This window comes from Sphingobium sp. LMC3-1-1.1 (genome assembly GCF_040676285.1).
GTDB lineage: Bacteria > Pseudomonadota > Alphaproteobacteria > Sphingomonadales > Sphingomonadaceae > Sphingobium.
In genome coordinates, this window is the sequence record NZ_JBEGHQ010000001.1 from 454,226 (window position 1) to 480,293 (window position 26,068).

The window sequence follows — 26,068 nt, forward strand, 5'->3', positions numbered from 1 at the left end:
TTTATCCGCTGGGCAGATCCGGCTCCAGCAGCCGGTGCAGATGGACGATCACATAGCGCATTTCGGCGTCATCGACCGTTCGCTGGGCGGCGCCGCGCCAGGCATTTTCGGCGGCGGCATAATCGGGGTACACGCCGACCAGCTCGATGGAGCCAAGATCTTCGAATTCCAGCGTCTGAGGATCTTTGACGCGACCGCCCATCACAAGGTGCAGCTTGCTCATGGTATCTTCTGTTCTCCTGTTCGGGGAACCTGTACCGTAGCAGGCCGCCCGCACCCGTCAAAGGGGGCAGGGGGCCGGATCAGCATGCTTTTGGTGGCGGCGGCGCGTTCAGCTTTTCGGCAACCGCGCCTTCACGGCCTCGCTGAACGCGTCGACCTTGGCGGCGACCAGCGCCATCACATCGTCGGCAAGACGGGATGCCTTTGCGCCCAGTTCGGCTGAGGCAATGGTGTCGCGTGCCGAGGAGGCGGCGTCCTTTGTCCCTTCGGCCGCATTGTGCAGCGCATCTCCCGCACTCGCGCGCAGGGTCTCCGCATTTTCAGCGGCCATGGCCCTGGCGGCGAGCGCCGCGTCCAGCACCTTTGCCCCGGCACTGGTGGCCAGGCCGGGCAGTGCCTTCATCGCTGTCCGGCTCTTGGGAAACATCCATGCGATGACGGCACCTGCCGCGACGGCGCCCGCGACGGCGGCGACGGGATGTTCCTGCACGATCTCATTGGCGCGCGCCGCAATCCGCTGCGATCTGTCCCGTGCGTCCGCATAGGCGTCGCCGGCCTTTTCGCGGCTGGTCTGGATAAGGTCGCCGGCGCTTTCCCTGGCCCGATCCGCCGTATCGCGGAACCGGCCGGACGCGGTCCCGGCGATGTCGTTCGCCGCTTCGCGGGCGCGGGTGAGTTGAGCGCGGATGTCAGCCATTGTCAGTCTCCGAAGTCTCTTCTGTGCGATTGCCTGTCCGAACGTATATGCGCCGGAAAAGTGCCGCGAGCGGACGGCGCAGCAAATAGAGGGCAAGGGCGCCGGCCGCGGCAGCCGTCGCCGCTGGTCGTTGCTGAACCTTGGCGGCGGCATAGGCGGCCCCGTCCATCATCGTTGCCGTCGCCCTGGCCTTTGCATCCTGCTTGAGCCGGGCGGGCGCGATCCGCGCCCTGGCGGCAAGGGCGCTGGAAACCAGCGCGGCGCGGCGCGCGTCGGCACGCGCGACTGCATCACGATAGGCGTCTTCGCGCGTCATGGCTTGATGGCCTTCCTCATCCGGTCGATGCGCCCCTTTGCGAACAATAGCAATATCAGGGCGATGACCAGCGCGCCGCTGAATACGGCGCCTGTCGCCCAGCCGGGGCCGACAAGCGGCGCCAGTGCCAATATGACACCCACCAGACCGGCGACGATGGCCGCGAAGACAAGCATGATGCCCACCAAAGCGAAGATCAGCGCATCGCGAATCCCCGCTCCGGCAATGCCGGCACGCAGCTTCTGCCGTTCGACCTCCGCCTCCGCATAGGCCCGGCCGTCGCTGTACAGGCGCGCGAAGACGTCGCGCACGGACTCGTCCTGTGCATCGGTCTGCAGGGGCTCTTGGGTCAACATATCCTCCGCCCCGGCACCGGGGCCTTATCGTCGGTCAATCGGGCAGGACGCGATCAGGCGTCTTCGTCCGATCCCTTGGCAAGGCGCATCAGCACGAATCCGACCACCGCAGCCGCGCCGATCGCGACGGCCGGGCTCTTGCGCACGAAGTCCCGCGCTTCGGTCATCAACTGGTCGACATCCTTGCTGTCCAGCGTCTTGGCCGCGCCGGCCACTGATTCGGCCGCCTGGCGGGCATAGTCGCCATATTGCGGGCCAAGCTTGGCATCGACGGTGCCCGCCGTGTCGGAAATCAGCTTGGCCAGGCTCTGCATGGCCGATCCGGTCTTGTCCTTGGCGACGCCGGCAGCCGATTTGGCGGTCTTCGACGCCTGGTCCTTGAGCGGGTCGATATGCGATTTCCAGTCGACGGTGTTCAGCTTGTCGGCGGCGGCCCTTGCGGCCTTTTCGGCCTGGGCCTTTATGGGCGCGATCTGCGCGGTCCAGCCATGCGCGGCCGTGCCATTGCCCGGCTTGGCTGCTACGGCCTTGCGCGGGGCGGCGGCCTTTGCGGGCGCGGCCTTCACCAGCGTTCCGGACAGGGCGGGCTTGGCGGGCTTGGCCTTTGGCGCCTTGGCGGGACTGGCCTTCTTGACGCGCTTGGCGGGCGGGGTTTCGGGGGTGTCGGCCATCGTCCTGTGTCTCCCTTTGAAATACGGCGCGATTGCGAGGCGGGCGGGCGGCTCTGCTTCTAATGCTTCGCCACCGCCCACAGTTCCGTTGCCGTTACTATTTTGAGCATCGGCATTTTTCGAGTCCTTGCAAGCCCCCGCATTGCCAAGCGGGGAGGTGGTGGCTAAGCGGGGCGCGAAAAGCGACCAGAGCCAGTCCCCAGAGCCACTCCAAGGAGCGACCATGACCGCCATTCTCGATATTCATGCCCGCCAGATTCTGGACAGCCGCGGCAATCCGACCGTCGAGGTCGACGTGATGCTGGAGGATGGCAGCTTCGGCCGTGCCGCCGTGCCGTCGGGCGCGTCGACCGGCGCCTATGAAGCGGTGGAAAAACGTGATGGCGACCCCGCCAGATATCTCGGCAAGGGCGTGCTCGCCGCTGTCGCTGCCGTCAATGACCAGATTGCCGAGCAGATCATCGGCCTGGATGCAGAGGATCAGGCCGAAGTCGATGCGGCGATGATCGCGCTCGACGGGACGGAGAACAAGTCGAACCTGGGCGCCAATGCGATATTGGGCGTCAGCCTGGCCGTGGCGAAGGCCGCCGCCGACGCGCGCGGCCTGCCGCTCTATCGCTATGTCGGCGGCGTCAATGCGCATGTGCTGCCGGTGCCGATGATGAACATCATCAACGGCGGCGAACATGCCGACAATCCGATCGATTTCCAGGAATTCATGATCATGCCGGTCGGTGCGGAAAGCATCGCGGACGCCGTGCGGATCGGTTCGGAAATCTTCCATACGCTCAAGAAGGGCCTGCACGACAAGGGGCTGGCCACTTCGGTCGGCGACGAGGGCGGTTTCGCGCCCAACATCGCCTCGACCCGCGACGCGCTCGACTTCATCATGCTGTCGGTTGAAAAGGCGGGCTACAAGCCGGGCGACGATGTCGTGCTGGCGCTGGACTGCGCAGCGACCGAGTTCTTCAGGAACGGCAAATATGAGATTTCGGGCGAGGGCCTGTCGCTCAGCCCGGTCGAAATGGCCGATTATCTTGCCGCCCTGTGCGCCGACTATCCGATCAAGTCGATCGAGGACGGCATGAGCGAAGATGATTTCGAAGGCTGGAAGGCGCTGACCGACAAGATCGGCAACAAGGTGCAGCTGGTGGGCGACGATTTGTTCGTGACCAACCCGAAGCGGCTGGAAATGGGCATCGGCAAGGGCTTGGCGAACTCGCTGCTGGTGAAGGTGAACCAGATCGGTTCGCTGACCGAAACGCTGGCCGCCGTCGACATGGCGCACCGGGCGCGCTACACCGCCGTGATGTCGCACCGTTCGGGCGAGACCGAGGACGCGACCATCGCCGATCTCGCCGTGGCCACCAATTGCGGCCAGATAAAGACCGGATCGCTCGCCCGTTCCGACCGGCTTGCCAAATATAACCAGCTCATCCGGATCGAAGAAGAGCTGGGCGATATTGCGCGTTATGCCGGGCGTTCGATCTTCCGCTGAATATAAATTCGGCGACCGGCCGCAAGCAACGCAGATTTTGCTTGCGGCCGGTTCGTCCCTGTGATTCAACTGGTCCATGGCGCATATCGCGAAACTCCGCATGTTGCTTTTCTCGGCTTTTGGCCCGGCGATTGCGGTTCTTCTTCTTCTTTTCTTCGCGGGCTATGTGGTGCTTGGCTCCAACGGCGTTCTGGCCTGGGGCGATTACAAGCGACAATTGAACCATGCGCAGGATGAACTGAAGCAGGTTCAGGCCCACCGGCAGGAATTGAAGAACCGGGTCGACCTGCTCGATCCCCGGCGCGTCGATCCCGATCTTTCCGACGAACTGATCCGGCGGGAGCTGGGCGTCGTTCATCATGATGAAGTGATCGTTCCGCTCAACTGACGGTCCGGACGGCTGATTGATCGCTTTGCCGCGCTTTTGAGTGCCAAGCCGCGTTGCAATTCGGGGCGGACTCCCGCTATATCGCCCTTCCTTCCATCCCCACCCACGCAAAAGGATAAGAACCTTGGCGAAACCAACGACGCCGCGTCCTTCACGCGCAAAGGCAAAGGCGGCTGCACCCGCCGCCGGCGCGGACCACAACCGGCCTCGCCCTGACGCTCCCCAGGATTATGAAGCCACCAAGGAGGAGTTGCTCGAATTTTACCGGCAAATGGTGCTGATCCGCCGTTTCGAGGAAAAGGCGGGCCAGCTTTACGGTCTTGGGCTGATCGGCGGCTTCTGCCACCTCTATATCGGGCAGGAAGCGGTTGCCGTAGGCATCCAGTCAGCGCTCCAGCCGGGCAAAGACAGCGTTATCACCGGCTATCGCGACCATGGCCACATGCTGGCCTATGGCATCGATCCCAATGTCATCATGGCGGAACTGACCGGACGGGAAGCCGGCATTTCGCGCGGCAAGGGCGGTTCGATGCACATGTTCAGCGTCGAGCATAAATTCTACGGCGGCCACGGCATCGTCGGCGCGCAGGTATCGCTGGGCGCGGGCCTGGGTTTTGCGCATAAGTACAATAATGACGGTGGCGTCTGCGTCGCCTATTTCGGCGACGGCGCTGCCAATCAGGGCCAGGTCTATGAATCGTTCAACATGGCCGAATTGTGGAAGTTGCCGATCATCTTCGTGATCGAGAATAACCAATATGCCATGGGAACCAGCGTCAACCGCTCCTCGGCGGAAGACCAGCTCTACCGTCGGGGTGAAAGCTTCCGCATCCCGGGCATCCAGGTGAACGGCATGGACGTGCTCGCGGTACGGGGCGCAACGGAAGAAGCGCTGAAATGGGTCCAGGGTGGCAACGGGCCGATCCTGCTCGAAATGAAGACCTACCGTTATCGCGGCCATTCCATGTCCGACCCGGCCAAATACCGGTCGCGCGAGGAAGTGCAGTCGATGCGCGACAAGTCGGACCCGATCGAGGGCGTCAAGAAATATCTCACCGAAGCCGGCGTGGGCGAAGACGAGCTCAAGAAGATCGATCAGGACATTCGCAAGATCGTCAGCGACGCTGCGGACTTCGCTGAAACCTCTCCCGAACCGGAAATGCACGAACTTTATACCGACGTGCTGGTGGAGCAATATTAATGGGTATCGAAATCAAGATGCCGGCGCTTTCGCCGACCATGGAGGAAGGCACGCTGGCGAAATGGCTGGTGAAGGAAGGTGACGAAGTCCGTTCCGGCGATATCCTCGCCGAGATCGAGACCGACAAGGCCACGATGGAATTCGAAGCTGTTGATGAAGGCAAGATCGGCCAGATCATGATCGCCGAAGGCACCGAGGGGGTGAAGGTCGGCACCGTTATCGCGACGATGGCGGGTGAAGGCGGCGAGGCGGCTCCGGCACCCAGGGCGGAAGCGCCCAAGGCGGAAGCCGCTCTGGCGCCTGTCGCGGCCAGGCCCGCTGCCGAACCGAAGGCCACCGTCAAGGATCCGGCGCTTCCCGACGGCACCGAATATCTTAAAACTACTGTTCGCGAAGCGTTGCGCGACGCCATGGCCGAGGAAATGCGCCGTGACGAGCGCGTCTTCGTCATGGGTGAGGAAGTCGCCGAATATCAGGGCGCCTACAAGGTCACCCAGGGCCTGCTGGAAGAATTTGGCGACAGGCGGGTGATCGACACGCCCATTACCGAATATGGCTTTGCCGGCATTGGCGCGGGCGCGGCCATGGGCGGTCTGAAGCCGGTTATCGAGTTCATGACCTTCAACTTCGCGATGCAGGCGATCGATCACATCATCAACTCTGCGGCGAAGACCAATTACATGTCGGGTGGCCAGATGCGCTGTCCGATCGTGTTCCGTGGTCCCAATGGCGCGGCCAGCCGCGTCGCCGCGCAGCATAGCCAGAATTATGCTCCCTGGTATGCGGCGGTGCCCGGCCTGATCGTGATCGCGCCCTATGACTCGGCCGATGCCAAGGGCCTTCTCAAGGCGGCGATCCGTTCGGAAGACCCGGTCGTGTTCCTGGAGAATGAGCTGGTCTACGGCCGCAGCTTCGATGTGCCGCAGGTGGACGATTATGTCCTGCCGATCGGCAAGGCGCGCATTGTCCGCGAGGGCAGCGACGTGACGCTGGTAAGCTATTCGATTGGCGTGGGCATCGCTCTGGAAGCTGCCGAAGCGCTGGCAGGTGAAGGCATCGACGCGGAGGTCATCGACCTGCGTACGCTGCGTCCGCTCGACACGGCGACCGTGCTGGAAAGCCTCAAGAAGACCAACCGACTCGTCGTGGTCGAAGAGGGCTGGCCTGTCTGTTCGATCTCTTCGGAAATCGCGGCCGTGGTCATGGAGCAGGGCTTCGACGATCTGGACGCCCCGGTGCAGCGCGTCACGAACGAGGACGTGCCGCTGCCCTATGCGGCGAACCTTGAAAAGGCGGCGCTGATCGACGCGGCCCGCGTCGTCGCGGCGGCGAAGAAGGTGTGTTATCGGTAAAGTGGAGATGGGGAGCGGCGTGTGTCGCTCCCCATCGACGCCTTGCATTCTGTCGTCGCTTGTCGGGGCCATGAATGCCGACGCCGTCCGTCGGTCCTGAAAGGCTGATGATGTCGGCCCATTCCCCTTTCATCGATCTGGTCGGATGCATGCCGTGAGCGACGATCTCGCGCCCTTGCCGTCGCTGCTGAGCGCCTATGCAGGGCCTGGCGCTGCCCGGCATCGGCTGGTCTGGGCACTGGACGCTCGTTTCGCGCGACTGGTGGCGACGACGAGCGAGCCGATCATCGGCCAGATGCGCCTGGCCTGGTGGAACGACGCCTTGACGGATGAAAACGGGGTCAAGGGACAGGGTGAACCGCTGATCGACGCGATGCGGCAATTGGCCGCCTTGCCGCCCCACGGACTGGCGCAATGGCTGGACGGCTGGGAAGCGTTGATCGGAGAGCTTGATCTTTCCGGCTATGCGGAGGGCCGGGGGAGCGGCCTGTTTCGCGCACTGGCGGGGCAGGAGGATATTCCGCCATGGCTCGATCGCGCCGGGGCGGCATGGGCGCTCTGGGACCTGTCCGGACATCATGCGGACCCGGACGTCGCCGGCAAGGCGATCGATCTGGCACGGACCTATATAAGTGGCGGCAGCTTACCCTGGACGAAACAATGGCGTCCGCTGCAGATCGCCTATCACCTTGCCCGTCATGACATTGAGAAAGGCCGCCGCGCACCTGCGGGATTGACCCCTGCGCACTATTGGCGATTGGTGCGCATCGGGTTGTTCGGGCGATAGGGGGGATCTGTTGGGACGGGTTTTGGTGAGCGTGATGGCCGCATTACTGATGACGGCAGGCGGGCTGTTCTGGTGGCAGGGGCGGGCGAACAATGAACCCGTGCCCCAGCTCCTGGTCGGATCGCCGCCGCCGCCCGCCGTCGATGTCCTGCCGGAGGGTGATCCGGACGCTTCGGGCGATGCGCCGCCCATGCCCGGCGAAGCGTCGCCGCAAAGCCGCGAGCAGAAGCGATTTGGCCGCTATGACCGCAATCGCGATGGCGTCATCACCCGCGTCGAGATGATGGGCAGCCGCGTCAAGGCGTTCAAGGCGCTCGACCGGGACAATGACAATCTCCTCTCCTTCGAGGAGTGGGCGGTGGCGACCTCGGATCGCTTTGCCGGGGCGGACGGCAATGGTGACGGCAAGCTGACGCCGGCGGAATTCGCGACTACCGCGCCCAAACGAACCGCCACCCCGAAATGCAAATGCTGACGCGTCAGGCGCCGCGCAACGCTCAGGCCTGCTGAAGTTCGCCCAGCCAGCCGCCCAGCGCGGCGCGGGCGCGGGCGGTCATGGCTTCCTTGCGCTGCTTCTTCTTCACGTCTTCCAGCGGCGGGAAGAGGCCGAAATTGACGTTCATCGGCTGATAATCCGCCGTCTCGACATTGCCGGTCACATGACCGAGCAGCGCGCCCAGCGCGGTTTGCGGCGGCAATGGCGGGAGCGGCCGGCCCAATATCTCGGCCGCGGCGAATCGTCCCGCGAGCAGCCCGATCGCCGCGCTTTCGACATAGCCCTCGCAACCCGTGACCTGCCCCGCAAAGCGGATATGCGGCGCGCTTTTCAAGCGCAATGTGGCGTCGAGCAGCTTGGGACTCTGGATGAAGGTGTTGCGGTGAAGCCCGCCAAGACGGGCAAACTCCGCCTTTTCCAGGCCGGGGATGGTGCGGAACAGATCGATCTGCGCGCCATGCTTCAGCTTGGTCTGGAATCCGACCATGTTCCACAACGTGCCCGATGCATTGTCCTGCCGCAGTTGCACCACCGCATAGGGCCAGCGGCCGGTGCGCGGATCGTCAAGGCCCATCGGCTTCATCGGTCCGTGGCGCAATGTTTCCGGGCCACGCGACGCCATGACCTCGATTGGCATGCAGCCCTCGAAATAGGGCGTGTCCTTTTCCCATTCCTTGAAGTCGGTCTTCTCGCCGTCGAGCAGGCCCTGGACGAAGGCCTGATACTGCTCCTTGTTCATGGGGCAGTTGATATAGTCCTTCCCTTCGCCGCCGCCGGGGCCGATCTTGTCCCAGCGATTGGCCATCCAGCATTTGTCCATGTCGATGCTGTCGAAGTGCACGACCGGCGCGATCGCGTCGAAAAAGGCGAGATGGTCGATGCCCGCCGCCTGCCCGATGCTGGCGGCCAGGGCGGGGGCGGTGAGCGGCCCGGTGGCGACGATGGTCATGCCTTCGCTCGGCAGCGCGTCGACGCGCTCGCGCACGATCTCCACATTCGGATTATCCGCCAATGTGCGGGTGACGCCTTCGGAAAAGATATGGCGATCCACCGCCAGAGCCGACCCGGCGGGAACCTTGGCCGGTTCAGCCTGCGCCATGATGATCGAGCCCAGCCGCCGCATCTCCTGATGCAGCAGGCCCACGGCGTTCCTGTCCGCGTCGTCGGACCGGAAACTGTTGGAGCAGACCAGTTCGGCAAGGCCATCGGTCTGATGCGCGGGCGTCATGTCGCCCGATCCCCGCATTTCGGACAGGCGGACCTTCACGCCGGCCTGGGCCAGTTGCCACGCCGCCTCCGTCCCCGCAAGCCCGCCGCCGATGATGTGAACCTGATGTCCTGCCACTTTGCTTCTGTTCCGATCGATCTGTAGTCGAGGGGCGTTTAGGCGAAACGGTGCCAAAAGCGGAGCGCAAAATGACCGGCCTCGTCGGTACTCATGCCATGGAAGAGCCGAGCGCCTGAGCGGATGAAGCGTCGCTATAATAAGCGGCTTCGTCCAATATCCCCTCCCGCTTGGCGACGATCGTGGCGACCAGCACCTGTCCCGCGACATTGACGGCGGTGCGGCCCATGTCGAGGATCGGGTCGATGGCAAGCAGCAACCCCGCGCCCTCCAGCGGCAGGCCGAGCGTGGAAAGCGTCAGCGTCAGCATCACGATCGCGCCGGTCAGGCCAGCCGTCGCGGCCGATCCGACGACGGAGACGAAGACGATCAACGCATAATCCGCCGCATGAAGGGGAATGCCGTAGAAGCCCGCCACGAAGATCGCCGCCAGAGCCGGATAGATGGAGGCGCATCCGTCCATCTTGGTCGTCGATGCCAGCGGAATGGCGAAGGCGGCATAGACTTTCTCCACGCCCATGCGTTCCGTCACGGTTTCGGTGACCGGCAGCGTCCCGACCGAGGATCGCGAGACGAAGCCGAGCTGGATCGCGGGCCATGCCTTGGCGAAGAAGGGCAGGGGCCTGAGCCCGTTTGCCGCCAGCAGCAGCGGATATACGACCAGCAGCACCAGCGCGAGGCCCAGATAGACGGCCCCGGCAAAACCACCGAGCTGGGCAAGGGCGCTCCAGCCATAGGTGGCGATGGCGCTGCCGATCAGTGCGGCGGAACCGATCGGCGTCAGACGGATGATCCAGCCCAGGATCGCGCGGACCACGGCCAGCAGGGAACGGACAAAGGCCAGGAAGGGCTCCGCCTTCTCCCCGACCTTCAATGTGGCGAGGCCGATGGCGATGGAGAGGACCAGCAATTGGAGGATATTGAAGGAAAGGGCGGTGGATGCGCCCTCGTCGTTCAGTTTGGTGCTGGCCGAGAGAGCGAAACTGTTGCCGGGCACCAGCCCCTTGAGGAAATCGAGCCAGCCGCCGATGGAGTCGGGCTTGCCGATGGCGAGCGCCTGTCCGTGGAGTCCCGATCCCGGCTGGACGATCAAGCCGATGGCGAGGCCGATGACGACCGCGATCAGTGCCGTGATCGCGAACCAGAGCAGGGTCTGCCCCGCCAGCCGCGCTGCATTGTCGAGCGCGCGCAGATTGGCCACGGAGGCGACAATGGCGGCGAACACCAGCGGCGGCACCACGGCCTTCAGCAAGGAAATAAAGATCGACCCCGTGGTCTTGAGTGCTGCGGCCAGCCAGTTGAGGTCGCCATCCGGTCCAGCGCCCATGGCGCGCGCCATGAGGCCCAGCAACAGGCCGACGGCCATGCCAGCCATGACCTGGAATCCGAAACTGCGATAGTTGATGGCCATGGCCTTATTCCTTCGGGCGATCGGCGCGCGATATGGTGATCGACGCTGCCAAATGCGCGCAAACAATTCTTTATGGGGGTGAACGCGGATAAGGATGTCCTCTTTCCGCGACTGGACAGCAAACGGATTGGCCGCCGCGATCCACTATGCCACAGAATGAGCCCCGATCCAGCAGGAGATGCGATTTGAGGAAATGGTGGGCGGTTCTGACGGCTTTCACCGCGCCGGTCCTGTTCCTGCCGCCGGCTGCGCAGGCCGCCGGAGATCCGGCATTGGCCAAGGATATGCTGGTCAGGTCCATCGCTTTCCGCACGGTGGAGGGGGAGGGTCAGGTTCCCCGCCTCGCCGCTTATTATGCATCGGTGCTGCAGCGGGCGGGTTTTGTGGCAGGCGACGTGGAGATCACCCCGCTGGGCGAGACGGCCAGCCTTGCCGCGACCATCCGGGGCAGCGATCCTCAGCTCCGCCCCCTGCTGCTGATCGGCCATATGGATGTGGTGGCCGTCGATCCGGCGGACTGGGCGCGCGACCCCTTCGTGCCGGTCGAGGAGGATGGCTATATTTTCGGACGGGGCGCGGAGGACAATAAATATGACGTCGCCATGATGGTGGCGACGCTGGCTGGTTTGCGCAAGTCCGGGTGGCGGCCGCGCCGGACGGTCACCCTCCTTCTGTCTGGCGACGAGGAAAGCCATATGCGCACCAGCCGCGCACTGGCGGAGAAATATAAGCATGCCGAAATGCTGCTGAACGGCGACGGCGGCGGCGGGTTGCTGGACGAGGATGGACAGGCCGTGCTCTACCAGTTGCAGGCAGGTGAAAAGAGCTATGCGGATTTCGAGATCGCCTTCACCGATGCCGGCGGTCACAGCAGCGCGCCCACGCCCGGCAATCCGATCTATCGCCTGGCGCGGGCGATCGACCGGATCGCCGCCTATCGCTTCGCGCCGATGCGCAATGAACTCACCAGGGCATCATTGGCTCTTTCGGCGGACAGGATCGGCGGCGCGGTTGGCGCGGCGATGCGGCGTTATGCCGAGACAGGCGACCCGAAAGCGGCGGACCTGCTGTCCGATTATCCCGAATTTGTGGGGCAGGTGCGGACGACCTGCGTCGCCACCATGGCGCAGGCGGGCCATGCGCGAAACGCCCTGCCGCAAAGTGCGAAGGTCGATGTGAACTGCCGCATCTTTCCGGGCATCGCCGTCGAAGTCGCGAAGGCGGAACTGACGCAGGCCATAGATGATCCCGGCGCGACCATCACCACGCTGGACCACCCGCAGGCGAGCGACGCCTCACCCCTGCGGGAGGATGTGCTGAAGGCGGTGAAGGCAGCGGTGTCGGCCCGCTACCCTCACATTCCGGTCATCCCCTCCATGTCGGCGGGAGCGACGGACAGCCTCTATTTCCGGGCGCTCGGCGTGCCGAGCTATGGTGTATCCAGCCTGTTCCAGCGGGGCGAGGACGGCTTTGCCCATGGGCTGAACGAGCGCGTGCCGGTGGCGGGAATTCCGCAGGCGCTCGATCAGTGGGAGCGGATGGTGAAGGCCCTCGCCCAATAGCAGCCTTCCACCAGAGCGGGTTTCGATCTGATTGAATCAGATCGCCGCTCTGGCTTCCTTGTTTTCCGCGATTTCTTAACCAGCGATCGGTGCCGATCGCTTGGAAATCGCTCTAATCCATCCCTTCCGCTGGCCATGCGGATGGTGAGGCCCCTTAGCGCCCCACCGCAACGCTGTTGGCGGCTGAAAGCACGGCCTGGACCGAAGCCGTAGCCACGTCGGTATCCGTGCCGATGCCGAAGATCGTCCGGCCGTCCGGGGTGCGGCATTCGACATAGGCGGCCGCCGCGACATCCGTACCGGCGCCGATGGCATGCTCGCTATAGTCGGCGACCTCCAGATCGACGCCCAATTCGTCCCGCAGCGCCGCCAGCACGGAGGAGATCAGGCCATTGCCGCGCCCGGAAATCGATCGCTCGCCTCCCTTGTGCGCGATCTTGCCGGTGAAGATGCGGTCGCCCGCATGGCCGGTCTCATTATAGTCGATCAACCTGTAGGGCTGCTCGCCCGACAGGCGGTAATGATCCTCGAACGCGGCCCAGATGTCGCCGGCATTCAATTCGCGGCTGCTTTCGTCTGCCAGCGACTGAACCACCTTGGAAAAATCGGCCTGCATCCGCTTGGGCAGCTTCAGCCCCTTGTCCTGTTGCAGCACCCATGCGACGCCGCCCTTGCCCGACTGCGAATTGACGCGGATCACCGCCTCGTAATCGCGGCCCAGATCCTTGGGGTCGATCGGCAGATAGGGCACGTCCCAGATCTGGTCGTTGCGCGCTTCCTGCGCGGCGAAACCCTTTTTGATCGCGTCCTGATGACTGCCGGAAAAGGCGGTGAACACCAGTTCGCCGGCATAGGGATGGCGCGGGTGGACGGGCAGCTGGTTGCAATATTCGACGGTCTGGATCACCTCGTCGATATCGGAAAAGTCCAGCCCCGGATTGATGCCCTGCGTGTACATGTTGAGCGCCACGGTCACCAGGTCGCAATTTCCGGTACGTTCGCCATTGCCGAACAGGCAACCCTCGACGCGGTCGGCCCCCGCCATCAGCCCCAGTTCCGCCGCCGCCACGCCGGTGCCCCGGTCATTATGGGTGTGCAGCGAAATGACGACGCTATCGCGCTTGCTGATATGGCGGCAGATCCACTCGATCTGGTCGGCGTAGATATTAGGCGTCGCCGCCTCGACCGTGGCGGGCAGGTTCAGGATCAGCGGGCGATCGGGCGTCGGCCGCAGGATTTCCATCACGGCCTCGCAACATTCCAGGCTGAAATCCAGTTCGGCCGTGGAGAAGGTTTCGGGCGAATATTCAAAATGCCAGTCGGTATCGGGCTGCCTGGCCGCATTGTCGCGCAGCAGCTTGGCCGCATTGATCGCGATTTCCCGGATCTGCGGACGGTCCATCTGGAACACGATGTTGCGCCAGGCCGGGGATACGGCGTTGTAGACGTGGACGATGGCCTTCTTCGCGCCGCGCAGGGATTCGAAGGTGGTAGCGATCAGGTCTTCGCGCGCCTGCGTGAGCACCTGGGGGAAGACGTCATCGGGGATCGCGCCCTCGCGGACCAGGCCCGATATGAAGTCGAACTCTGTCGCGCCTGCGCTGGGGAAGCCGACCTCGATCTCCTTGACGCCCACTTTGACCAGCAGGTCGAAGAAGCGGCGCTTCTTTTCGGCGTTCATGGGATCGATCAGTGACTGGTTGCCGTCGCGCATGTCGGTCGACAGCCAGCGCGGGGGCGAGGTGATGACAGCGCCCGGCCACTGACGGTTGGGCAGGTCCACCTGGGCGAAGGGGCGGTATTTCAGCGAGGGATCAGTCAGCATCATGACGAAAATGGCTTCTCTGCATACGGGCGACCGCAGCCTGCCCGGTGGTACGACTATCTGCTTGATTATGCCCTTAGGCGGATTGCCGCGTCATTCAAGCGAAGAGCAGCACAAATACCACGCCTAAGGGCGTGTAAGTCGTAGCAGGGGAAGAAGCGCGCGCTGCATGATGGACACGCCATAGCCTGAATCGGCCGGCGAGCGCAAGGGGCAGGCGCTTGCCCCGTCCGTCGGCGGGAGGGGGCAAGCGTACTATGTTTATTGCTGGCCAGTGTTTATTTCTGGCCAACGCTTATTTTTGAAAAGCGGCGACGATCTTCAGTTCCACCGCATCGCCGACCATCGGCACGCCATAGCCCATGCCGAAATCACTGCGCTTGATCGCGGTGGTGGCGATGAAGCCGACATTCTCCTTGCCGCCCATCTGCGCCGGCCCCTTGCCCGCGCCGTAGAATTCGGTGTCCAGCGTCACCGGCTTGGTGATGCCCTTGATGGTCAGGTTGCCGCTGATCTCCGCCGAGGTGCCCTGCACCTTTACCCCGGTCGACACGAAGGTCGCCTTGGCGAATTTTTCGGAATCGAAGAAGTCGGGCTTCATCAGATGCGCGTCGAGTTCAGCGATGCCGGTCTTGAGGTTCGCCACCGGAACTTCGACCGAAACCTTGGCCGCTGCGGGATTTTTGGGATCGAGCGTCAGCGTGCCGCTCGGTCCGGCAATGACGCCCAGATTGTTGGTGAAGCCCATATGGTCATAGGCGAAGAGGATCTGGGTGTGGCCCGGGTCGATCGTATAGGTGCCGCCGGTCACGCGGGTGGCATCCTTCGCGCCGGGGGCGGGCGGCATCTGCTGGGCGATGACGGCGCTGCCGCCGGCCACGGCGAGAAGGGCGGCGGCGGGGATCAGATATTTACGCATGAAGGACAATCTCCAGAAGCGATCAAGGGACGCCGCTACGATAAGCGACGTCCCTCGATTGTTCCAGAGCCGTAACCGGAAACAAAGGGTTACCGGATCGTCTACCTGCCATCCCGCTGTCGGAATGGCGGACGGGGCTTGGAGCGCGCTGCGTCAAATCTGACGCAGGCCGCGCGCTCCAGCTTTCTGTTGCAGCATCGTTTCAAGCGCAAAATCGGTTGCCACTTTTGCGCACGATGCCTTAGTTCTTGTCCTTGTCCACCAGCTTGTTGGCGCTGATCCAGGGCATCATGGCGCGCAGCTTGGCGCCGGTTTCCTCGATCGGATGGCGCTGCGCGATGACGCGGCTCATCTTGAGTTCGGGCTGGCCGGCGCGGTTGTCGAGCACGAAGTCCTTGACGAAGCGGCCCGACTGGATGTCGGCCAGGACGCGCTTCATTTCCTTCTTCGTTTCCTCGGTGATGATGCGCGGGCCGGTCTTGATGTCGCCATATTCGGCAGTGTTCGAGATCGAGTAGCGCATGGTGGCGATCCCGCCCTCATACATCAGGTCGACGATCAGCTTCAGTTCGTGGAGGCATTCGAAATAGGCCATTTCGGGAGAATAGCCCGCTTCGACCAGCGTTTCGAAACCGGCCTGGACCAGCGCGGTGGTGCCGCCGCAAAGCACGGCCTGCTCGCCGAACAGGTCGGTTTCGCATTCCTCGCGGAAGTTGGTTTCGATGATGCCGGAACGGCCGCCGCCAACGCCCGAGGCATAGGAAAGGGCGATGTCATGGGCATTGCCGGTCGCGTCCTGATGAACGGCGATCAGGCAGGGCACGCCGCCGCCGCGCAGATATTCGCCGCGGACGGTGTGGCCCGGGCCCTTGGGCGCGATCATGATGACGTCCACGTCCTTGCGCGGCTCGATCAGGCCGAAATGGACATTGAGGCCGTGCGCGAAGGCCAGGGCCGCGCCAGGACGCAGATTGGCGTGGATGTCCGCGGCATAGACGGCGGCCTGATGCTCGTCGGGCGCCAGGATCATGAGTATGTCGGCCCAGGCAGCCGCTTCGGCGTTGGGCAGCACCTTGAAGCCCGCGCCTTCCGCCTTCGTCGCGCTGGGCGAACCGGGGCGCAGCGCGATGGCGATTTCGGCAACGCCGGAATCGCGCAGGTTCTGCGCATGGGCGTGGCCCTGGCTGCCATAACCCAGGATGGCGACCTTCTTGCCCTTGACCAGGCCGATATCGGCATCGCGATCGTAATAAACCTTCATTTGACGTTCCTTTTCATATCCTAACCCTCTCCCTGGAGGGAGAGGATACGAAGACTTGGACCCCATGGCCCCAGTCGGAGTTGGTGAGGGGGAACCACCGGGCGGGGATGTGCTGATCTCACCCTCACCCTCCCATGCTTCGCATGGGCCCCTCCCTCTCCCGGCGGGAGAGGGGCTAATCTATTTGGAGCGCGCCGCGCTCCAGTTGTCTGTTGTCGCATCCCTGGGCGCAAAAAACCGCGCACGATGCTTTAGTTTGGCTCCTTGCCACGGATCAGGCCGACGACGCCCGTGCGGCCAACCTCGACCAGCCCGATCTGCCGCATCAGGCCGATGAAATTGTCGATCTTGTCGGTCGTGCCGGTGATCTCGAAGATGAAGCTCTCTATGGTGGTGTCGACCACCTTGGCACGGAAGACATCGGCCAGGCGAAGCGCCTCGATCCGGTCCTCTCCCACGCCGGCGACCTTGACCAGCGCCAGTTCGCGCTCGACGAAGGGGCCGTTGTCGGTGAGGTCGGTCACCTTGTGCACCGGCACCAGCCGTTCGAGCTGGGCAATGATCTGGTCAATCACCTTGGGCGGGCCGCTGGTGACGATGGTGATGCGGCTGATCGCATGATCGGGGGTGATGTCCGCCACGGTCAGGCTGTCGATATTATAGCCACGCGCGGTGAACAGGCCCGCGATGCGCGCCAATATGCCCGCCTCGTTCGAAACCGTCAGCGACAGGACATGCCGCTCGCTAATCTCTTCCTGAATGTGCATCAGATGTTTCCGTTATCCGGTTCTTCGCGCTCATGGCGCTCTGAAATCATGCCCGTGAAGGCGTAGTGCCATGCGCCGTCGTCGCGATGGGCCATCCTTACCGGGAAGCCCGCGATCGCGTCGAACATCCGCGCCAGATGCTCGCCCACATAGCGGGGGCTGACCAGCAGGCGGCCGATATGGCGCTCATGAAAATCGAAACCCGCGTCCAGATGGACTTCCCAATCCTCATTTTCCGGATCGGCATGGTCCACCGTCCAGCCCGTGAGGTCCGGCGTGCCCGCGATCCTTTCGAAATCGAAGGGTTCGCTGACATGGATGCGGAGCTTCAGATGCTGCGTCACGCCGCCATACTCACACCAGCGCCTTCGCCTCGTCCGACATGATGCCCTCGACCTGGCTGGGGTCGAGCAGCATGTCGGTATGTGCCGCGCCCGACGGGATCATCGGGAAGCAGTTGCTGAGCTTCGCCACGCGGCAGTCCACGATCACCGGGCCGGGCGTGTCGATCATCTGGGCAATGCCCGCCGCCAGTTCCTGCGGCCCCTCGATGCGGATGCCGGTCCAGCCATAGGCCTCGGCCAGCTTCACGAAGTCGGGCAGGCTGTCGGAATAGCTGTTGGAATAGCGGCTTTCATAGGTCAGTTCCTGCCACTGGCGAACCATGCCCATATATTCATTGTTGAGGATGAATATCTTGACCGGCAGGCGATACTGGCTGGCCGTCCCCATCTCCTGGATGTTCATCTGGATGGAGGCATCGCCGGCAACACAGACGACCAGACTGTCCGGGTTGCCCACCTGCGCGCCGATGGCGGCCGGGAAGCCGTAGCCCATGGTGCCCAGGCCGCCGGATGTCAGCCACTTGTTCGGCGCGTCGAAACCGAAATGCTGGGCCGCCCACATCTGGTGCTGGCCGACTTCGGTGGTGATGATGACATCCTTCGCCGACCGCGAAGCCTTGTAGAGCTGGGCGATCGCCTCCTGCGGCATGATCTCTTCCCGGCTTTCCGGATAGGCGAGGCTGTTGCGGGCGCGCCAGCCGTCGATCCGCGCCCACCATTCGCCCAGATCGGCCGCCTTGTGCCCGCGTTCCTTCCAGAGGGCGATCATGTCCGCCAGGGCACTGCCGACGTCCGCGATGACGGGAAGGTCGACCTCGACGGTCTTGTTGATGGAACTGCGGTCGATATCGATATGAATCTTCTTGGAATGCGGCGCGAACGCGTCCAGCCGCCCGGTCACGCGGTCGTCGAAACGGGCGCCGACGCAAAGGATCAGGTCCGCCTTGTTCATCGCCCAATTGGCTTCATAGGTGCCGTGCATGCCCAGCATTCCCAGCCATTGCGGGGACGAAGCGGGGAAGGCGCCCAGGCCCATCAGCGTCGAGGTGACGGGCGCGCCGGTCAGCGCCGCGATCTCGCGCAGCAGGGTCGATGCTTCGGGACCGGAATTGACGACGCCGCCCCCGGTGTAGAAGATCGGACGCTCGGCAGCCGCCAGCATCTCCACCGCGCTCGCGATCGCGACCGGGTCCGCCTTGGTCTGCGGGCGATAGCTGGCATGTTCGAAACTCTCCGGCTTCCGGTATGGCGCGGTCGCGATCTGGACATTCTTCGGAATGTCGATGACGACCGGGCCGGGCCGGCCGGTAGTGGCGATATGGAACGCCTCATGGACGACGCTCGCCAGCTTGCCGGGCGATTTCACCAGATAATTGTGCTTGGTGCAGTGGCGGGTGATGCCGACCGTATCCGCTTCCTGGAAAGCGTCCGTGCCGATGAGCTGCGTCGGAACCTGGCCGGTGATGACGACCATCGGGATCGAATCCATCAGCGCATCGGTGATGCCGGTGACCGCATTGGTCGCGCCGGGGCCGGAGGTGACGAGGACAACGCCGGGCTTGCCGGTGGAGCGGGCATAACCCTCCGCCATGTGGGTTGCGCCCTGTTCGTGGCGAACGAGAACGTGGCGGATCTTCGGATGATTGTAGAGTGCGTCATAGATGGGCAGAACCGCGCCGCCCGGATAACCGAACACGACTTCGACCCCCAGGTCGATCAGGCACTCAACCAATATGTCCGCGCCGCTCTTTTCGGCCACGATAGATCCTTCCGTCGGATAAATGTTGCGCCCTCTGCTCCAGAAGCGGAGCGATGGCAAGGCGGCTGCGTCTATTGGACATAAAATGGCTAGTCAATAGTTATTGTTGTAATTTTATTACTAATTCATCCATTAAATGATTATCAATGATCGCGGCGATGCGGGGCCAATCGGCGGGAGGCTGGCGGGAAAACCAGGTATATTGCCGCTTCGCATATTGTCGCGTCGCGATCCGGCCGCGCTCGACCATGGTTTCGCGGTCGATTTCCCCCGCCAGCCAGGCCGCGATCTCCGGGACGCCGATGGCCCGCATGACGGGAAGCTCGGCCGAGAGCTTGCGCGCCAGCAGCGCCTCCACCTCCCCGACGGCGCCATGGTCCACCATCTGCCCGAACCGCAGGTCGCAGCGGTCGATCAGCCAGTCGCGCGGGGGCAGCAGGACCATGGGCGCCAGGGCGATGTCCCTGCCTATGCCGCCGCTCTTGTGCCGTTGCCATTCTGACAGGGGCTTGCCGGTCGATCGCACCACCTCCAGCGCGCGGCCGACGCGAGTGGTGTCTGCGGCGGCGAGGCGGGCGGCCGCCTCGGGATCCTCCCTTGCCAGCGCGGCATGCGCCTCGGCGACCGGCATAGCGCGCACGGCAGCGCGTATGGCAGGATCGATGTCCGGCACCGGGGCGATACCGTCCAGCAGGGTGCGCAGATAAAGGCCGGTGCCGCCCACCAATATGGGCAGGCGCCCCGCCGCATGCGCCTTGCCGATCTCGTCGCGCGCCTCAGCCGCCCAGCGCGCGGCGGTGCAGGCTTCCGCGCCGTCGATATGGCCGAACAGCCGATGTGGAACGCCCGCCATTTCCTCCTCGTCCGGCCGGGCCGAAAGGATCCGAAGGTCGGCATAGACCTGGCTCGCGTCCGCATTGATGACGATGCCGTTCGCCATCCGGGCCAGCCGAACCGCGAGCGCACTCTTGCCGCTGGCGGTTGGCCCGGCAATAAGCGCGACGCGCGGGCGGGATTCGCCCATCCTTGAGTCAGGAGTTTCCATGTTCGTTGCGACCTTAGTGGCAAGTGGTGCCTTGAGTCAGGAGGATATTGCCGAGGCGGCCGGCCGGCTCGCCACGGTGGGTTGCGCGCCTGTCGATAGCAAGTGGCTGGACGAGGGCAAGGCGGCCGACATCTTCTTCGGCCTTGATCCGATTGCCGCGCGCGCTGCGCTCACCGGGGTTGGCGAGCGGGCGGACGTGATCGTCCAGCCCGCCGAGGGGCGTGAGAAGAAGCTGCTGATCGCGGACATGGACTCCACCATGATCACCGTCGAATGCATTGACGAACTGGCCGACTATGCCGGGATCAAGGCGCAGATCGCGGAGATTACGGAGCGGGCAATGCGCGGCGAACTCGACTTTGCCGGCGCGCTGCATGAGCGGGTCGCCCTGCTCAAGGGACTGGCGGACGCGGCCATCGACCAATGCCGGACCGAGCGGGTGAAGATCATGCCGGGCGCAAAAGCGCTGGTGCGCACGATGAAGCAGAGGGGGGCGAGGACGCTGCTCGTATCGGGCGGGTTCACGCGCTTCACTGGCCCGGTGGCGGAGGAGATTGGCTTCGACGACGCCGTCGCCAATGTGCTGGAGATCGCCAACGGCGCCCTGCTGGGCACGGTGACGCTTCCGATCGTGGACGCTGCGCGCAAACGGATGGAGCTGGAGGCGGCGATCAACGACGGGATCGATCGGCCGCTGACACTCGCCGTGGGCGACGGCGCCAATGATATACCGATGATCCAGGGGGCCGGGCTGGGCGTCGCCTATCATGCCAAGCCCAGGACGCGGGAAGCGGCGGCGGCCGAAATCGTGCATGGCGACCTCTCCGTGCTGCTCTATGCGCAGGGCATCGCTTCGGCCGAGTGGGTAGAGGCCTGATCGCCTCGATATCCTGGAGCGAAGGCAGAAGCAGGGCCTCATCAGAAGTCCTCTGATCCGCCACCGCACGGTTGAGCGCCGCTCCAGATTCCTTGTTTTCCGCGATTTCCTGACCAGCGATCGGTTCCGATCGCTTGGAAATCGCTCTATTTTTCGTTTTTGCTCAATGCGCGGCCAGCATCCACAGCGCCATGGCTACCATCATGACATTTTCCGTCAGGGACACGAAGCCCAGCGGCACATTGCTGCTGCCGCCGACGCAGGCGCATTTGAGTTCGCGCTTTTCGAGATAGACCGCCTTGAACACCGAAACCGCGCCGATCCCGCCGATGAACAGCGCCACGGGGATCGACAGCCAGTCGAGCGCTCGCGCCAGCATCAGCGTGCCTGCGCCCAGTTCAAGGAACGGATAGACATATCCATAGGGGACAAGGCGGCGGGCAAGCAGGTCGTAGTTCAGGAACATCGTCGCAAAGCGATCCACATCCTGCAATTTCAGCATGGCGAGCAGCATCATGGCGATCGCGATGAAGCGTTCCGCCGTCATGATGCCGAGCAGGGGCAGGGCGGTCAGCCAGTTGGTCACGAGCGCGAGCAAGCCCGCCACCGCGAAGACGACGAGGACGGGCGTATAGCTTTTCGCCTGCGGGTCGGCGACCTTCAGGCCGAAAAAACGGCGAAGGTCGTCATGGCCGCCGATCCTTTGCCCGTCGATGAAGATCTGCGGCGTCGTCGCGACATTGTGCGCGGCCTTGAAGGCGTCGGTTTCGGCACGGCTGGTCAGCCAGTGATCATCGACAGCATAGCCTTTTCGCTTCAGCAGCCAGCGGGCCTTGAGGCCGAAGGGGCAGATGTGGTCGGGCATCACCATGCGATAAAGCTCTGCTTTGCGCGGAGCTTCGGCGGCGGCTGTGGTCATCGCATCGCTTTCTCTGGAGAGTTTCGCTTCGCATCCCATATGGGGTCCGTACCATGGTCCGGAGTCAAGCATGGTGATGACGATTTCCGGTCTGGCGCGCGCGGGCGGCGTGGGCGTCGAGACCATACGCTTTTATCAGCGTCGCGGCCTGCTGGACACGCCCGACCGGCCGGAGGGCGGCGGCCTTGCCGGTGGCGTGCGACGCTATGGCGAGGACGATGTGCGGCGTTTGAAGTTCATCCGCGCGGCACAGGCGGCCGGCTTCACCCTGGATCAGATCGGTGAGTTGCTGCGGCTGGACGCCGGTCAGGATCGCGCACGGGCGCGTGAACTGGCGGCGGAGCGGCTGGCGGCGCTGGACAGGAAGATCGCGGAACTGGAAGCGGCAAGGGACAGTCTGCGGCGACTGGCCGGTGCCTGCCATGCCTCCCAGGAGGGGCCTTGCCCGATCATCTCCGCCTTCGAAGAGTAGGGCTTCGAGGAGTAGGGCAGGGCGTCAGAACCCGGACATCAGCCCGTCGATCGCGCCCTGCAAAATATAGCTCGCGGCGAGCTTGTCCACCAATTCCTCCCGCCGCGCACGGCTGGCATCCGCCTCCAGCAGCGTCCGCGTCACCGCCTGCGTCGACCAGCGCTCGTCCCACAGCAGGATCGGCAGGCCCATGTCCGCGATGTTTCGGGCAAAGGCGCGGCTGGCCTGGCTGCGCGGGGATTCGCTGCCGTCCAGGTTGAGCGGCAGGCCGATCACGACGCCCCTCACCAACTGCTGCTCCATGAAAGCCGCCAGCGCGATCTTGTCCTTGGTGAACTTGCCGCGGCTGACCGTATGGGCCGGGCTGGCGATGGACCATTCCGCATCGCAGAGCGCAAGGCCGATCGTCTTGGTGCCGACATCCAGCCCGATCAGGCGGCCGCCATGGGGCAGGGCTTCGCGGAAAACCGCGCGGTCGGCAGTGACAATGGACATGTTTACTTCTTCAGAAAGGCGGCCAGCCGCTGTTTCGCATCCTCGCGCACATCGGCCCAAAACAGCGCATAGTCATAGACGTGATAATTATTGCCCGGCAAGGTGAACGGACCCATGTCCACCGGTTCCCCGATCATCAGCACGCCACTGGTGTCGCAGCGCGCCGGGACGACGCCGGCGACCAGCCGGGTGGGCTTGCCGGCGTCCCGCGCATCCAGCGTGCCGCGATTGGCGCTGGCGGGGGCCGCGCCATTGAAGGCGCCGGTGATCGGATTGGTGCAGAGCATATGCGTGCCCTTGTGCGGCCGGCCGGTGAAGCTGGGCTTGCGCTCGAAACTCTCGATCGCGGCCGATGGATCGGCCGGTTCGGCATAGCTTTGCCAACTCACGATGCAATGCGACTGCCGCCGCCGCGCGCATGCGGGAAGGCCAAGCGCCGGCAGGTCGGCCTCGACCGAAATCGGCCAGCCCACGGCATAGACGGCGGCGATGCGGTCAGCGACCGGCTTTCCCGCCACCTGCTCGCGCAGCAGCCTCAGCAGATGGAACGAACCCTGGCTATGCGCGGCGAGGATCAGCGGCCCCTGCGGATTGGCCTTGAGAAAGGCGGCGAAGGCCTGGGCGACGTCGCGATAGGCCGCGGCGAGCGACTGGTCGCCCGCGGGCTTGTCGGTCAGGAAGGCGCCATAATTGGCCTGGCGGTAGCGCGGCGCCCAGATGGCGCCCACCGCGTTGAAGGCGCTCGCTTGATTCTGCACGAAGCGCCGCGCCGTCGCGAGCGAATCCTGGTCGTCCAGGTGCATGTTCCAATGCGCGTCGCCCAGCGTCGTGATGTAGGATGTCGGGTGGATGAAGAAGACCGCAGCCTTGTCGCTGGCGGGCGCGTCCTTCACCCCCTCCGGCAGCCAGGCGGCGGGATTGTCCTTCCTGATGTCCGGCCGCGCGATCCACATGCCGGCATCGTCATAGGCGTTGGCCGGCAAGGGCTGAATCTGCGCAAAGGCCTCCCGCGGGACCATGACCGCCCGGATCATCTGCATGCCCCAGATGCGATAGGCCAGCAATGCCGCGATGACCAGCACGATCAGGCCGGCTACGACATAGAGAAATTTGCGGGCCAATCGGCGCTCTCCATCGGGATGCTGTGCAGATGCTTTCCTGTCTGGCGCAAGCGCAACATGCGCGCAAGGACTTGAAGCATGAAGGTGCCGATGGTAGCGGCGGCGCATGTCGATAGACCTTCAGACCGTAAAGAAGATCGCCAGCCTTTCGCGCATTTCGGTGACGGATGCCGAAGCCGAGGCGATGGTGCCCGAACTCAACAACATCCTTGGCTGGGTGGAGCAACTGGGCGAGGTGGACGTGACCGGCGTGGAGCCGATGACCGCCGTCATTCCCAACACGCTGCGCCTGCGCGAGGATGTCGTCACCGACGGCAATGTCCGCGACCGGGTGCTGGCCAATGCGCCGCAGGCCGAACATGGCTTCTTCGCGGTGCCGAAGGTGATCGAATAATGTCAAATCCTACAGACAAAAGCGCGCTGACTGATCTGACGGTGGCGGAAATCCGCGACGGCTTCCGTGGCGGTGACTTTTCCGCGCGCGAAGTGGCAGAGGCGTTCAACGCCAATGTCGCCGCCGCCAAGGCGCTGAATGCCTTCATCGTCGAGACCCCGGAAAAGGCCCTGGAGGCCGCCGACGCCGCCGACAGGGCGAAGGCTGCGGGCGAGGCTTTGAAGCCGCTTTCGGGCGTGCCGATCGGCATGAAGGACCTCTTCTGCACAGAGGGCGTGCAGACGACCGCTGCCAGCCACATGCTGGAAGGCTTCACGCCGACCTATGAATCCACCGTATCGAAGAAGCTGTGGGACGCGGGCGCGGGCATGCTGGGCAAGCTCAATCTCGACCAGTTCGCCATGGGTTCGTCGAACGAGACAAGCTATTACGGCAATGTGATCTCGCCCTGGCGGCGCGGCGGCGGCGACAATGCCGCGCTGGCGCCGGGCGGTTCCTCGGGCGGCTCCTCCGCCGCGATCTCTGCGCGGCTCTGCCCTGCGGCGACCGGGACCGACACGGGCGGCTCGATCCGCCAGCCGGCGGCCTTCACGGGCATTTCGGGCATCAAGCCGACCTACGGTCGCTGCTCGCGCTGGGGCATCGTGGCCTTCGCCTCCTCGCTCGACCAGGCTGGGCCGATGGCGCGGACGGTGCGCGACAATGCGATCCTGCTGGAGACGATGGCGGGCTTCGATCCCAAGGATTCGACCTCGCTCGATCTGGCTGTGCCGCAGTGGGAAGCGGGACTTTCCAGCGATCTGCGCGGCAAGAAGGTCGGCATCCCCAAGGAATATCGGCCTGACGGTCTGAACGCGGAAATCTCCGCCATGTGGGATCGCGGCATCGAATGGCTGAAGGACGCGGGCGCCGAGGTGGTGGAGGTGTCGCTGCCGCATACCAAATATGCGCTGCCGACCTATTATATCATCGCGCCCGCCGAGGCTTCTTCGAACCTCGCCCGCTATGACGGCGTGCGCTATGGCCAGCGCGACCTGCCCGATGGGGCGGGCCTGCAGGACATGTATGCTGCGACGCGTGCCTTGGGCTTTGGGCCGGAGGTCAAGCGCCGCATCATGATCGGCACCTATGTGCTGTCGGCGGGCTTCTACGACGCCTATTATACGCAGGCGCAGAAGGTCCGGGCGCTGATCGCGCGCGATTTCGAACAGGCTTTCGAAAGGTGCGACCTGCTGCTGACGCCCACCGCGCCGAGCGCGTCCTTCGCGCTGGGCGAGAAGCAGGCTGATCCGCTCGCCATGTATCTGAACGACGTCTTCACCGTGCCTGCGTCGCTGGCGGGTCTGCCTGCCATGGCGGTGCCGGGCGGGCTGGACGCGCAAGGGCTGCCCTTGGGCTTGCAGGTTATTGGCAAGGCGCTGGACGAGCAGACCGTGCTGAACGCTGGCCTCGCCATCGAGGAACGCGCAGGCTTCACGGCGCGGCCGGAGAAGTGGTGGTAACGAAACCGTGCTCCTGCGAAAGCAGGAGCCCAGGGCCTCCTGGGCTCTGCACTCACCCTGGGTTCC

28 protein-coding genes are annotated in these 26,068 nt (G+C 64.1%); 11 read left to right on the forward strand and 17 right to left on the reverse strand.

Annotated features, from left to right (window positions below; translation table 11 throughout):
- Window position 1: 1 nt before the first annotated feature.
- From MRBLMC3_RS02265 to MRBLMC3_RS02285, 5 genes are all read right to left on the reverse strand, one after another.
- Complete coding sequence (locus MRBLMC3_RS02265; protein ID WP_133651916.1) at window positions 2-223, reverse strand: DUF4170 domain-containing protein; 222 nt, start codon at window positions 221-223, stop codon at window positions 2-4.
- A 108-nt stretch (window positions 224-331) separates the two neighbouring features.
- Window positions 332-919: a hypothetical protein gene (locus tag MRBLMC3_RS02270; protein ID WP_363735007.1), complete on the reverse strand. Its 588-nt coding sequence runs from the start codon at window positions 917-919 to the stop codon at window positions 332-334.
- A complete protein-coding gene (locus MRBLMC3_RS02275) occupies window positions 912-1,235 on the reverse strand; it encodes a hypothetical protein (protein WP_363735006.1) in 324 nt (107 codons plus the stop codon). Before MRBLMC3_RS02275 ends, MRBLMC3_RS02270 begins: the two co-directional genes overlap by 8 nt.
- Window positions 1,232-1,591 (reverse strand): phage holin family protein, encoded by a 360-nt coding sequence (locus tag MRBLMC3_RS02280; RefSeq protein ID WP_363825536.1) that lies wholly within the window; start codon window positions 1,589-1,591, stop codon window positions 1,232-1,234. Before MRBLMC3_RS02280 ends, MRBLMC3_RS02275 begins: the two co-directional genes overlap by 4 nt.
- Window positions 1,592-1,644: 53 nt before the next feature.
- Complete coding sequence (locus MRBLMC3_RS02285; RefSeq protein WP_363735003.1) at window positions 1,645-2,262, reverse strand: hypothetical protein; 618 nt, start codon at window positions 2,260-2,262, stop codon at window positions 1,645-1,647.
- 223 nt (window positions 2,263-2,485) lie between these two features.
- On the opposite strand from MRBLMC3_RS02285, the gene eno reads away from it, so the two are divergent.
- From eno to MRBLMC3_RS02315, 6 genes are all read left to right on the forward strand, one after another.
- A complete protein-coding gene (eno, locus tag MRBLMC3_RS02290; RefSeq protein WP_363735002.1) occupies window positions 2,486-3,760 on the forward strand; it encodes a phosphopyruvate hydratase in 1,275 nt (424 codons plus the stop codon).
- Between the two features lie 76 nt (window positions 3,761-3,836).
- Window positions 3,837-4,148 (forward strand): FtsB family cell division protein, encoded by a 312-nt coding sequence (locus MRBLMC3_RS02295; RefSeq protein WP_363825539.1) that lies wholly within the window; start codon window positions 3,837-3,839, stop codon window positions 4,146-4,148.
- Window positions 4,149-4,272: 124 nt separating this feature from the next.
- Window positions 4,273-5,349 (forward strand): pyruvate dehydrogenase (acetyl-transferring) E1 component subunit alpha, encoded by a 1,077-nt coding sequence (gene pdhA / locus MRBLMC3_RS02300; protein WP_133651922.1) that lies wholly within the window; start codon window positions 4,273-4,275, stop codon window positions 5,347-5,349.
- Window positions 5,349-6,701 (forward strand): pyruvate dehydrogenase complex E1 component subunit beta, encoded by a 1,353-nt coding sequence (locus tag MRBLMC3_RS02305; protein ID WP_363825542.1) that lies wholly within the window; start codon window positions 5,349-5,351, stop codon window positions 6,699-6,701. The genes pdhA and MRBLMC3_RS02305 overlap by 1 nt, the downstream gene beginning before the upstream one ends.
- A 145-nt stretch (window positions 6,702-6,846) precedes the next feature.
- Entirely contained in the window at window positions 6,847-7,488 is a 642-nt protein-coding gene (locus MRBLMC3_RS02310) for a hypothetical protein (protein ID WP_363825544.1), read from the forward strand.
- Between the two features lie 10 nt (window positions 7,489-7,498).
- Window positions 7,499-7,963 (forward strand): EF-hand domain-containing protein, encoded by a 465-nt coding sequence (locus tag MRBLMC3_RS02315; protein WP_133651925.1) that lies wholly within the window; start codon window positions 7,499-7,501, stop codon window positions 7,961-7,963.
- Between the two features lie 22 nt (window positions 7,964-7,985).
- Here MRBLMC3_RS02315 and trmFO read toward each other — a convergent pair whose 3' ends face one another.
- On the reverse strand, window positions 7,986-9,329 hold the full coding sequence (trmFO, locus tag MRBLMC3_RS02320) for a methylenetetrahydrofolate--tRNA-(uracil(54)-C(5))-methyltransferase (FADH(2)-oxidizing) TrmFO (protein ID WP_363825546.1): 1,344 nt from the start codon (window positions 9,327-9,329) through the stop codon (window positions 7,986-7,988).
- A gap of 91 nt (window positions 9,330-9,420) precedes the next feature.
- Entirely contained in the window at window positions 9,421-10,740 is a 1,320-nt protein-coding gene (locus MRBLMC3_RS02325) for a dicarboxylate/amino acid:cation symporter (RefSeq protein ID WP_363825549.1), read from the reverse strand.
- 185 nt (window positions 10,741-10,925) lie between these two features.
- Here MRBLMC3_RS02325 and MRBLMC3_RS02330 point away from each other — a divergent pair, with 185 nt between their 5' ends.
- Window positions 10,926-12,302 carry a M20/M25/M40 family metallo-hydrolase gene (locus MRBLMC3_RS02330; protein WP_414714613.1) on the forward strand — a complete coding sequence of 459 codons (1,377 nt, stop codon included), beginning with the start codon at window positions 10,926-10,928 and terminating at the stop codon, window positions 12,300-12,302.
- 154 nt (window positions 12,303-12,456) lie between these two features.
- Here MRBLMC3_RS02330 and leuA read toward each other — a convergent pair whose 3' ends face one another.
- From leuA to miaA, 7 genes are all read right to left on the reverse strand, one after another.
- Window positions 12,457-14,130: a 2-isopropylmalate synthase gene (gene leuA / locus MRBLMC3_RS02335; RefSeq protein ID WP_363825550.1), complete on the reverse strand. Its 1,674-nt coding sequence runs from the start codon at window positions 14,128-14,130 to the stop codon at window positions 12,457-12,459.
- A gap of 292 nt (window positions 14,131-14,422) precedes the next feature.
- Window positions 14,423-15,046 (reverse strand): YceI family protein, encoded by a 624-nt coding sequence (locus tag MRBLMC3_RS02340; RefSeq protein ID WP_363734991.1) that lies wholly within the window; start codon window positions 15,044-15,046, stop codon window positions 14,423-14,425.
- A gap of 241 nt (window positions 15,047-15,287) precedes the next feature.
- Window positions 15,288-16,307 (reverse strand): ketol-acid reductoisomerase, encoded by a 1,020-nt coding sequence (gene ilvC, locus MRBLMC3_RS02345; protein WP_133651931.1) that lies wholly within the window; start codon window positions 16,305-16,307, stop codon window positions 15,288-15,290.
- Window positions 16,308-16,558: 251 nt separating this feature from the next.
- Window positions 16,559-17,074 (reverse strand): acetolactate synthase small subunit, encoded by a 516-nt coding sequence (ilvN, locus tag MRBLMC3_RS02350; protein ID WP_133651932.1) that lies wholly within the window; start codon window positions 17,072-17,074, stop codon window positions 16,559-16,561.
- A complete protein-coding gene (locus tag MRBLMC3_RS02355) occupies window positions 17,074-17,418 on the reverse strand; it encodes a hypothetical protein (protein ID WP_133651933.1) in 345 nt (114 codons plus the stop codon). Before MRBLMC3_RS02355 ends, ilvN begins: the two co-directional genes overlap by 1 nt.
- A gap of 10 nt (window positions 17,419-17,428) precedes the next feature.
- Window positions 17,429-19,177, reverse strand: coding sequence for an acetolactate synthase 3 large subunit (locus tag MRBLMC3_RS02360; RefSeq protein WP_363734989.1), 1,749 nt, complete (start codon window positions 19,175-19,177; stop codon window positions 17,429-17,431).
- 100 nt (window positions 19,178-19,277) lie between these two features.
- On the reverse strand, window positions 19,278-20,222 hold the full coding sequence (gene miaA, locus MRBLMC3_RS02365) for a tRNA (adenosine(37)-N6)-dimethylallyltransferase MiaA (protein WP_363825553.1): 945 nt from the start codon (window positions 20,220-20,222) through the stop codon (window positions 19,278-19,280).
- On the opposite strand from miaA, the gene serB reads away from it, so the two are divergent.
- Complete coding sequence (serB, locus tag MRBLMC3_RS02370; RefSeq protein ID WP_363754124.1) at window positions 20,221-21,099, forward strand: phosphoserine phosphatase SerB; 879 nt, start codon at window positions 20,221-20,223, stop codon at window positions 21,097-21,099. The genes miaA and serB overlap by 2 nt on opposite strands.
- A 163-nt stretch (window positions 21,100-21,262) precedes the next feature.
- On the opposite strand, the gene MRBLMC3_RS02375 is transcribed toward serB, so the two are convergent.
- A complete protein-coding gene (locus MRBLMC3_RS02375) occupies window positions 21,263-22,018 on the reverse strand; it encodes a glutaredoxin (protein WP_363825556.1) in 756 nt (251 codons plus the stop codon).
- A gap of 70 nt (window positions 22,019-22,088) precedes the next feature.
- On the opposite strand from MRBLMC3_RS02375, the gene MRBLMC3_RS02380 reads away from it, so the two are divergent.
- Window positions 22,089-22,490, forward strand: coding sequence for a MerR family transcriptional regulator (locus MRBLMC3_RS02380; RefSeq protein WP_363825559.1), 402 nt, complete (start codon window positions 22,089-22,091; stop codon window positions 22,488-22,490).
- Window positions 22,491-22,514: 24 nt separating this feature from the next.
- Here the strand turns inward: MRBLMC3_RS02380 and ruvX are convergent, their stop codons facing one another.
- The gene (gene ruvX, locus MRBLMC3_RS02385) at window positions 22,515-22,985 is read right to left on the reverse strand and encodes a Holliday junction resolvase RuvX (protein ID WP_363734983.1); all 471 of its coding nucleotides are present in this window, start codon (window positions 22,983-22,985) and stop codon (window positions 22,515-22,517) included.
- A 2-nt stretch (window positions 22,986-22,987) separates the two neighbouring features.
- Complete coding sequence (locus tag MRBLMC3_RS02390) at window positions 22,988-24,106, reverse strand: DUF3089 domain-containing protein (protein ID WP_363825562.1); 1,119 nt, start codon at window positions 24,104-24,106, stop codon at window positions 22,988-22,990.
- A gap of 106 nt (window positions 24,107-24,212) precedes the next feature.
- On the opposite strand from MRBLMC3_RS02390, the gene gatC reads away from it, so the two are divergent.
- Both gatC and gatA read left to right on the forward strand, forming a co-directional pair.
- A complete protein-coding gene (gene gatC / locus MRBLMC3_RS02395) occupies window positions 24,213-24,500 on the forward strand; it encodes an Asp-tRNA(Asn)/Glu-tRNA(Gln) amidotransferase subunit GatC (protein ID WP_133651941.1) in 288 nt (95 codons plus the stop codon).
- Window positions 24,500-26,002 carry an Asp-tRNA(Asn)/Glu-tRNA(Gln) amidotransferase subunit GatA gene (gatA, locus tag MRBLMC3_RS02400; protein WP_363825565.1) on the forward strand — a complete coding sequence of 501 codons (1,503 nt, stop codon included), beginning with the start codon at window positions 24,500-24,502 and terminating at the stop codon, window positions 26,000-26,002. The genes gatC and gatA overlap by 1 nt, the downstream gene beginning before the upstream one ends.
- Window positions 26,003-26,068 lie beyond the last annotated feature (66 nt).

What these genes read in the sequence shown, in the direction of transcription:
- leuA (WP_363825550.1), bottom strand. Translation starts at nt 14,130, where the DNA reads ATGATGCTGACTGATCCCTCGCTGAAATACCGCCCCTTCGCCCAGGTG.
- MRBLMC3_RS02380 (WP_363825559.1), top strand. Translation starts at nt 22,089, where the DNA reads ATGGTGATGACGATTTCCGGTCTGGCGCGCGCGGGCGGCGTGGGCGTC.
- MRBLMC3_RS02340 (WP_363734991.1), bottom strand. Translation starts at nt 15,046, where the DNA reads ATGCGTAAATATCTGATCCCCGCCGCCGCCCTTCTCGCCGTGGCCGGC.
- ilvN (WP_133651932.1), bottom strand. Translation starts at nt 17,074, where the DNA reads ATGCACATTCAGGAAGAGATTAGCGAGCGGCATGTCCTGTCGCTGACG.
- serB (WP_363754124.1), top strand. Translation starts at nt 20,221, where the DNA reads ATGTTCGTTGCGACCTTAGTGGCAAGTGGTGCCTTGAGTCAGGAGGAT.
- MRBLMC3_RS02275 (WP_363735006.1), bottom strand. Translation starts at nt 1,235, where the DNA reads ATGACGCGCGAAGACGCCTATCGTGATGCAGTCGCGCGTGCCGACGCG.
- ruvX (WP_363734983.1), bottom strand. Translation starts at nt 22,985, where the DNA reads ATGTCCATTGTCACTGCCGACCGCGCGGTTTTCCGCGAAGCCCTGCCC.
- MRBLMC3_RS02325 (WP_363825549.1), bottom strand. Translation starts at nt 10,740, where the DNA reads ATGGCCATCAACTATCGCAGTTTCGGATTCCAGGTCATGGCTGGCATG.
- MRBLMC3_RS02280 (WP_363825536.1), bottom strand. Translation starts at nt 1,591, where the DNA reads ATGTTGACCCAAGAGCCCCTGCAGACCGATGCACAGGACGAGTCCGTG.
- MRBLMC3_RS02375 (WP_363825556.1), bottom strand. Translation starts at nt 22,018, where the DNA reads ATGACCACAGCCGCCGCCGAAGCTCCGCGCAAAGCAGAGCTTTATCGC.
- MRBLMC3_RS02295 (WP_363825539.1), top strand. Translation starts at nt 3,837, where the DNA reads ATGGCGCATATCGCGAAACTCCGCATGTTGCTTTTCTCGGCTTTTGGC.
- eno (WP_363735002.1), top strand. Translation starts at nt 2,486, where the DNA reads ATGACCGCCATTCTCGATATTCATGCCCGCCAGATTCTGGACAGCCGC.
- ilvC (WP_133651931.1), bottom strand. Translation starts at nt 16,307, where the DNA reads ATGAAGGTTTATTACGATCGCGATGCCGATATCGGCCTGGTCAAGGGC.
- MRBLMC3_RS02285 (WP_363735003.1), bottom strand. Translation starts at nt 2,262, where the DNA reads ATGGCCGACACCCCCGAAACCCCGCCCGCCAAGCGCGTCAAGAAGGCC.
- miaA (WP_363825553.1), bottom strand. Translation starts at nt 20,222, where the DNA reads ATGGAAACTCCTGACTCAAGGATGGGCGAATCCCGCCCGCGCGTCGCG.
- MRBLMC3_RS02310 (WP_363825544.1), top strand. Translation starts at nt 6,847, where the DNA reads ATGCATGCCGTGAGCGACGATCTCGCGCCCTTGCCGTCGCTGCTGAGC.
- MRBLMC3_RS02270 (WP_363735007.1), bottom strand. Translation starts at nt 919, where the DNA reads ATGGCTGACATCCGCGCTCAACTCACCCGCGCCCGCGAAGCGGCGAAC.
- MRBLMC3_RS02265 (WP_133651916.1), bottom strand. Translation starts at nt 223, where the DNA reads ATGAGCAAGCTGCACCTTGTGATGGGCGGTCGCGTCAAAGATCCTCAG.
- MRBLMC3_RS02305 (WP_363825542.1), top strand. Translation starts at nt 5,349, where the DNA reads ATGGGTATCGAAATCAAGATGCCGGCGCTTTCGCCGACCATGGAGGAA.
- gatA (WP_363825565.1), top strand. Translation starts at nt 24,500, where the DNA reads ATGTCAAATCCTACAGACAAAAGCGCGCTGACTGATCTGACGGTGGCG.
- gatC (WP_133651941.1), top strand. Translation starts at nt 24,213, where the DNA reads ATGTCGATAGACCTTCAGACCGTAAAGAAGATCGCCAGCCTTTCGCGC.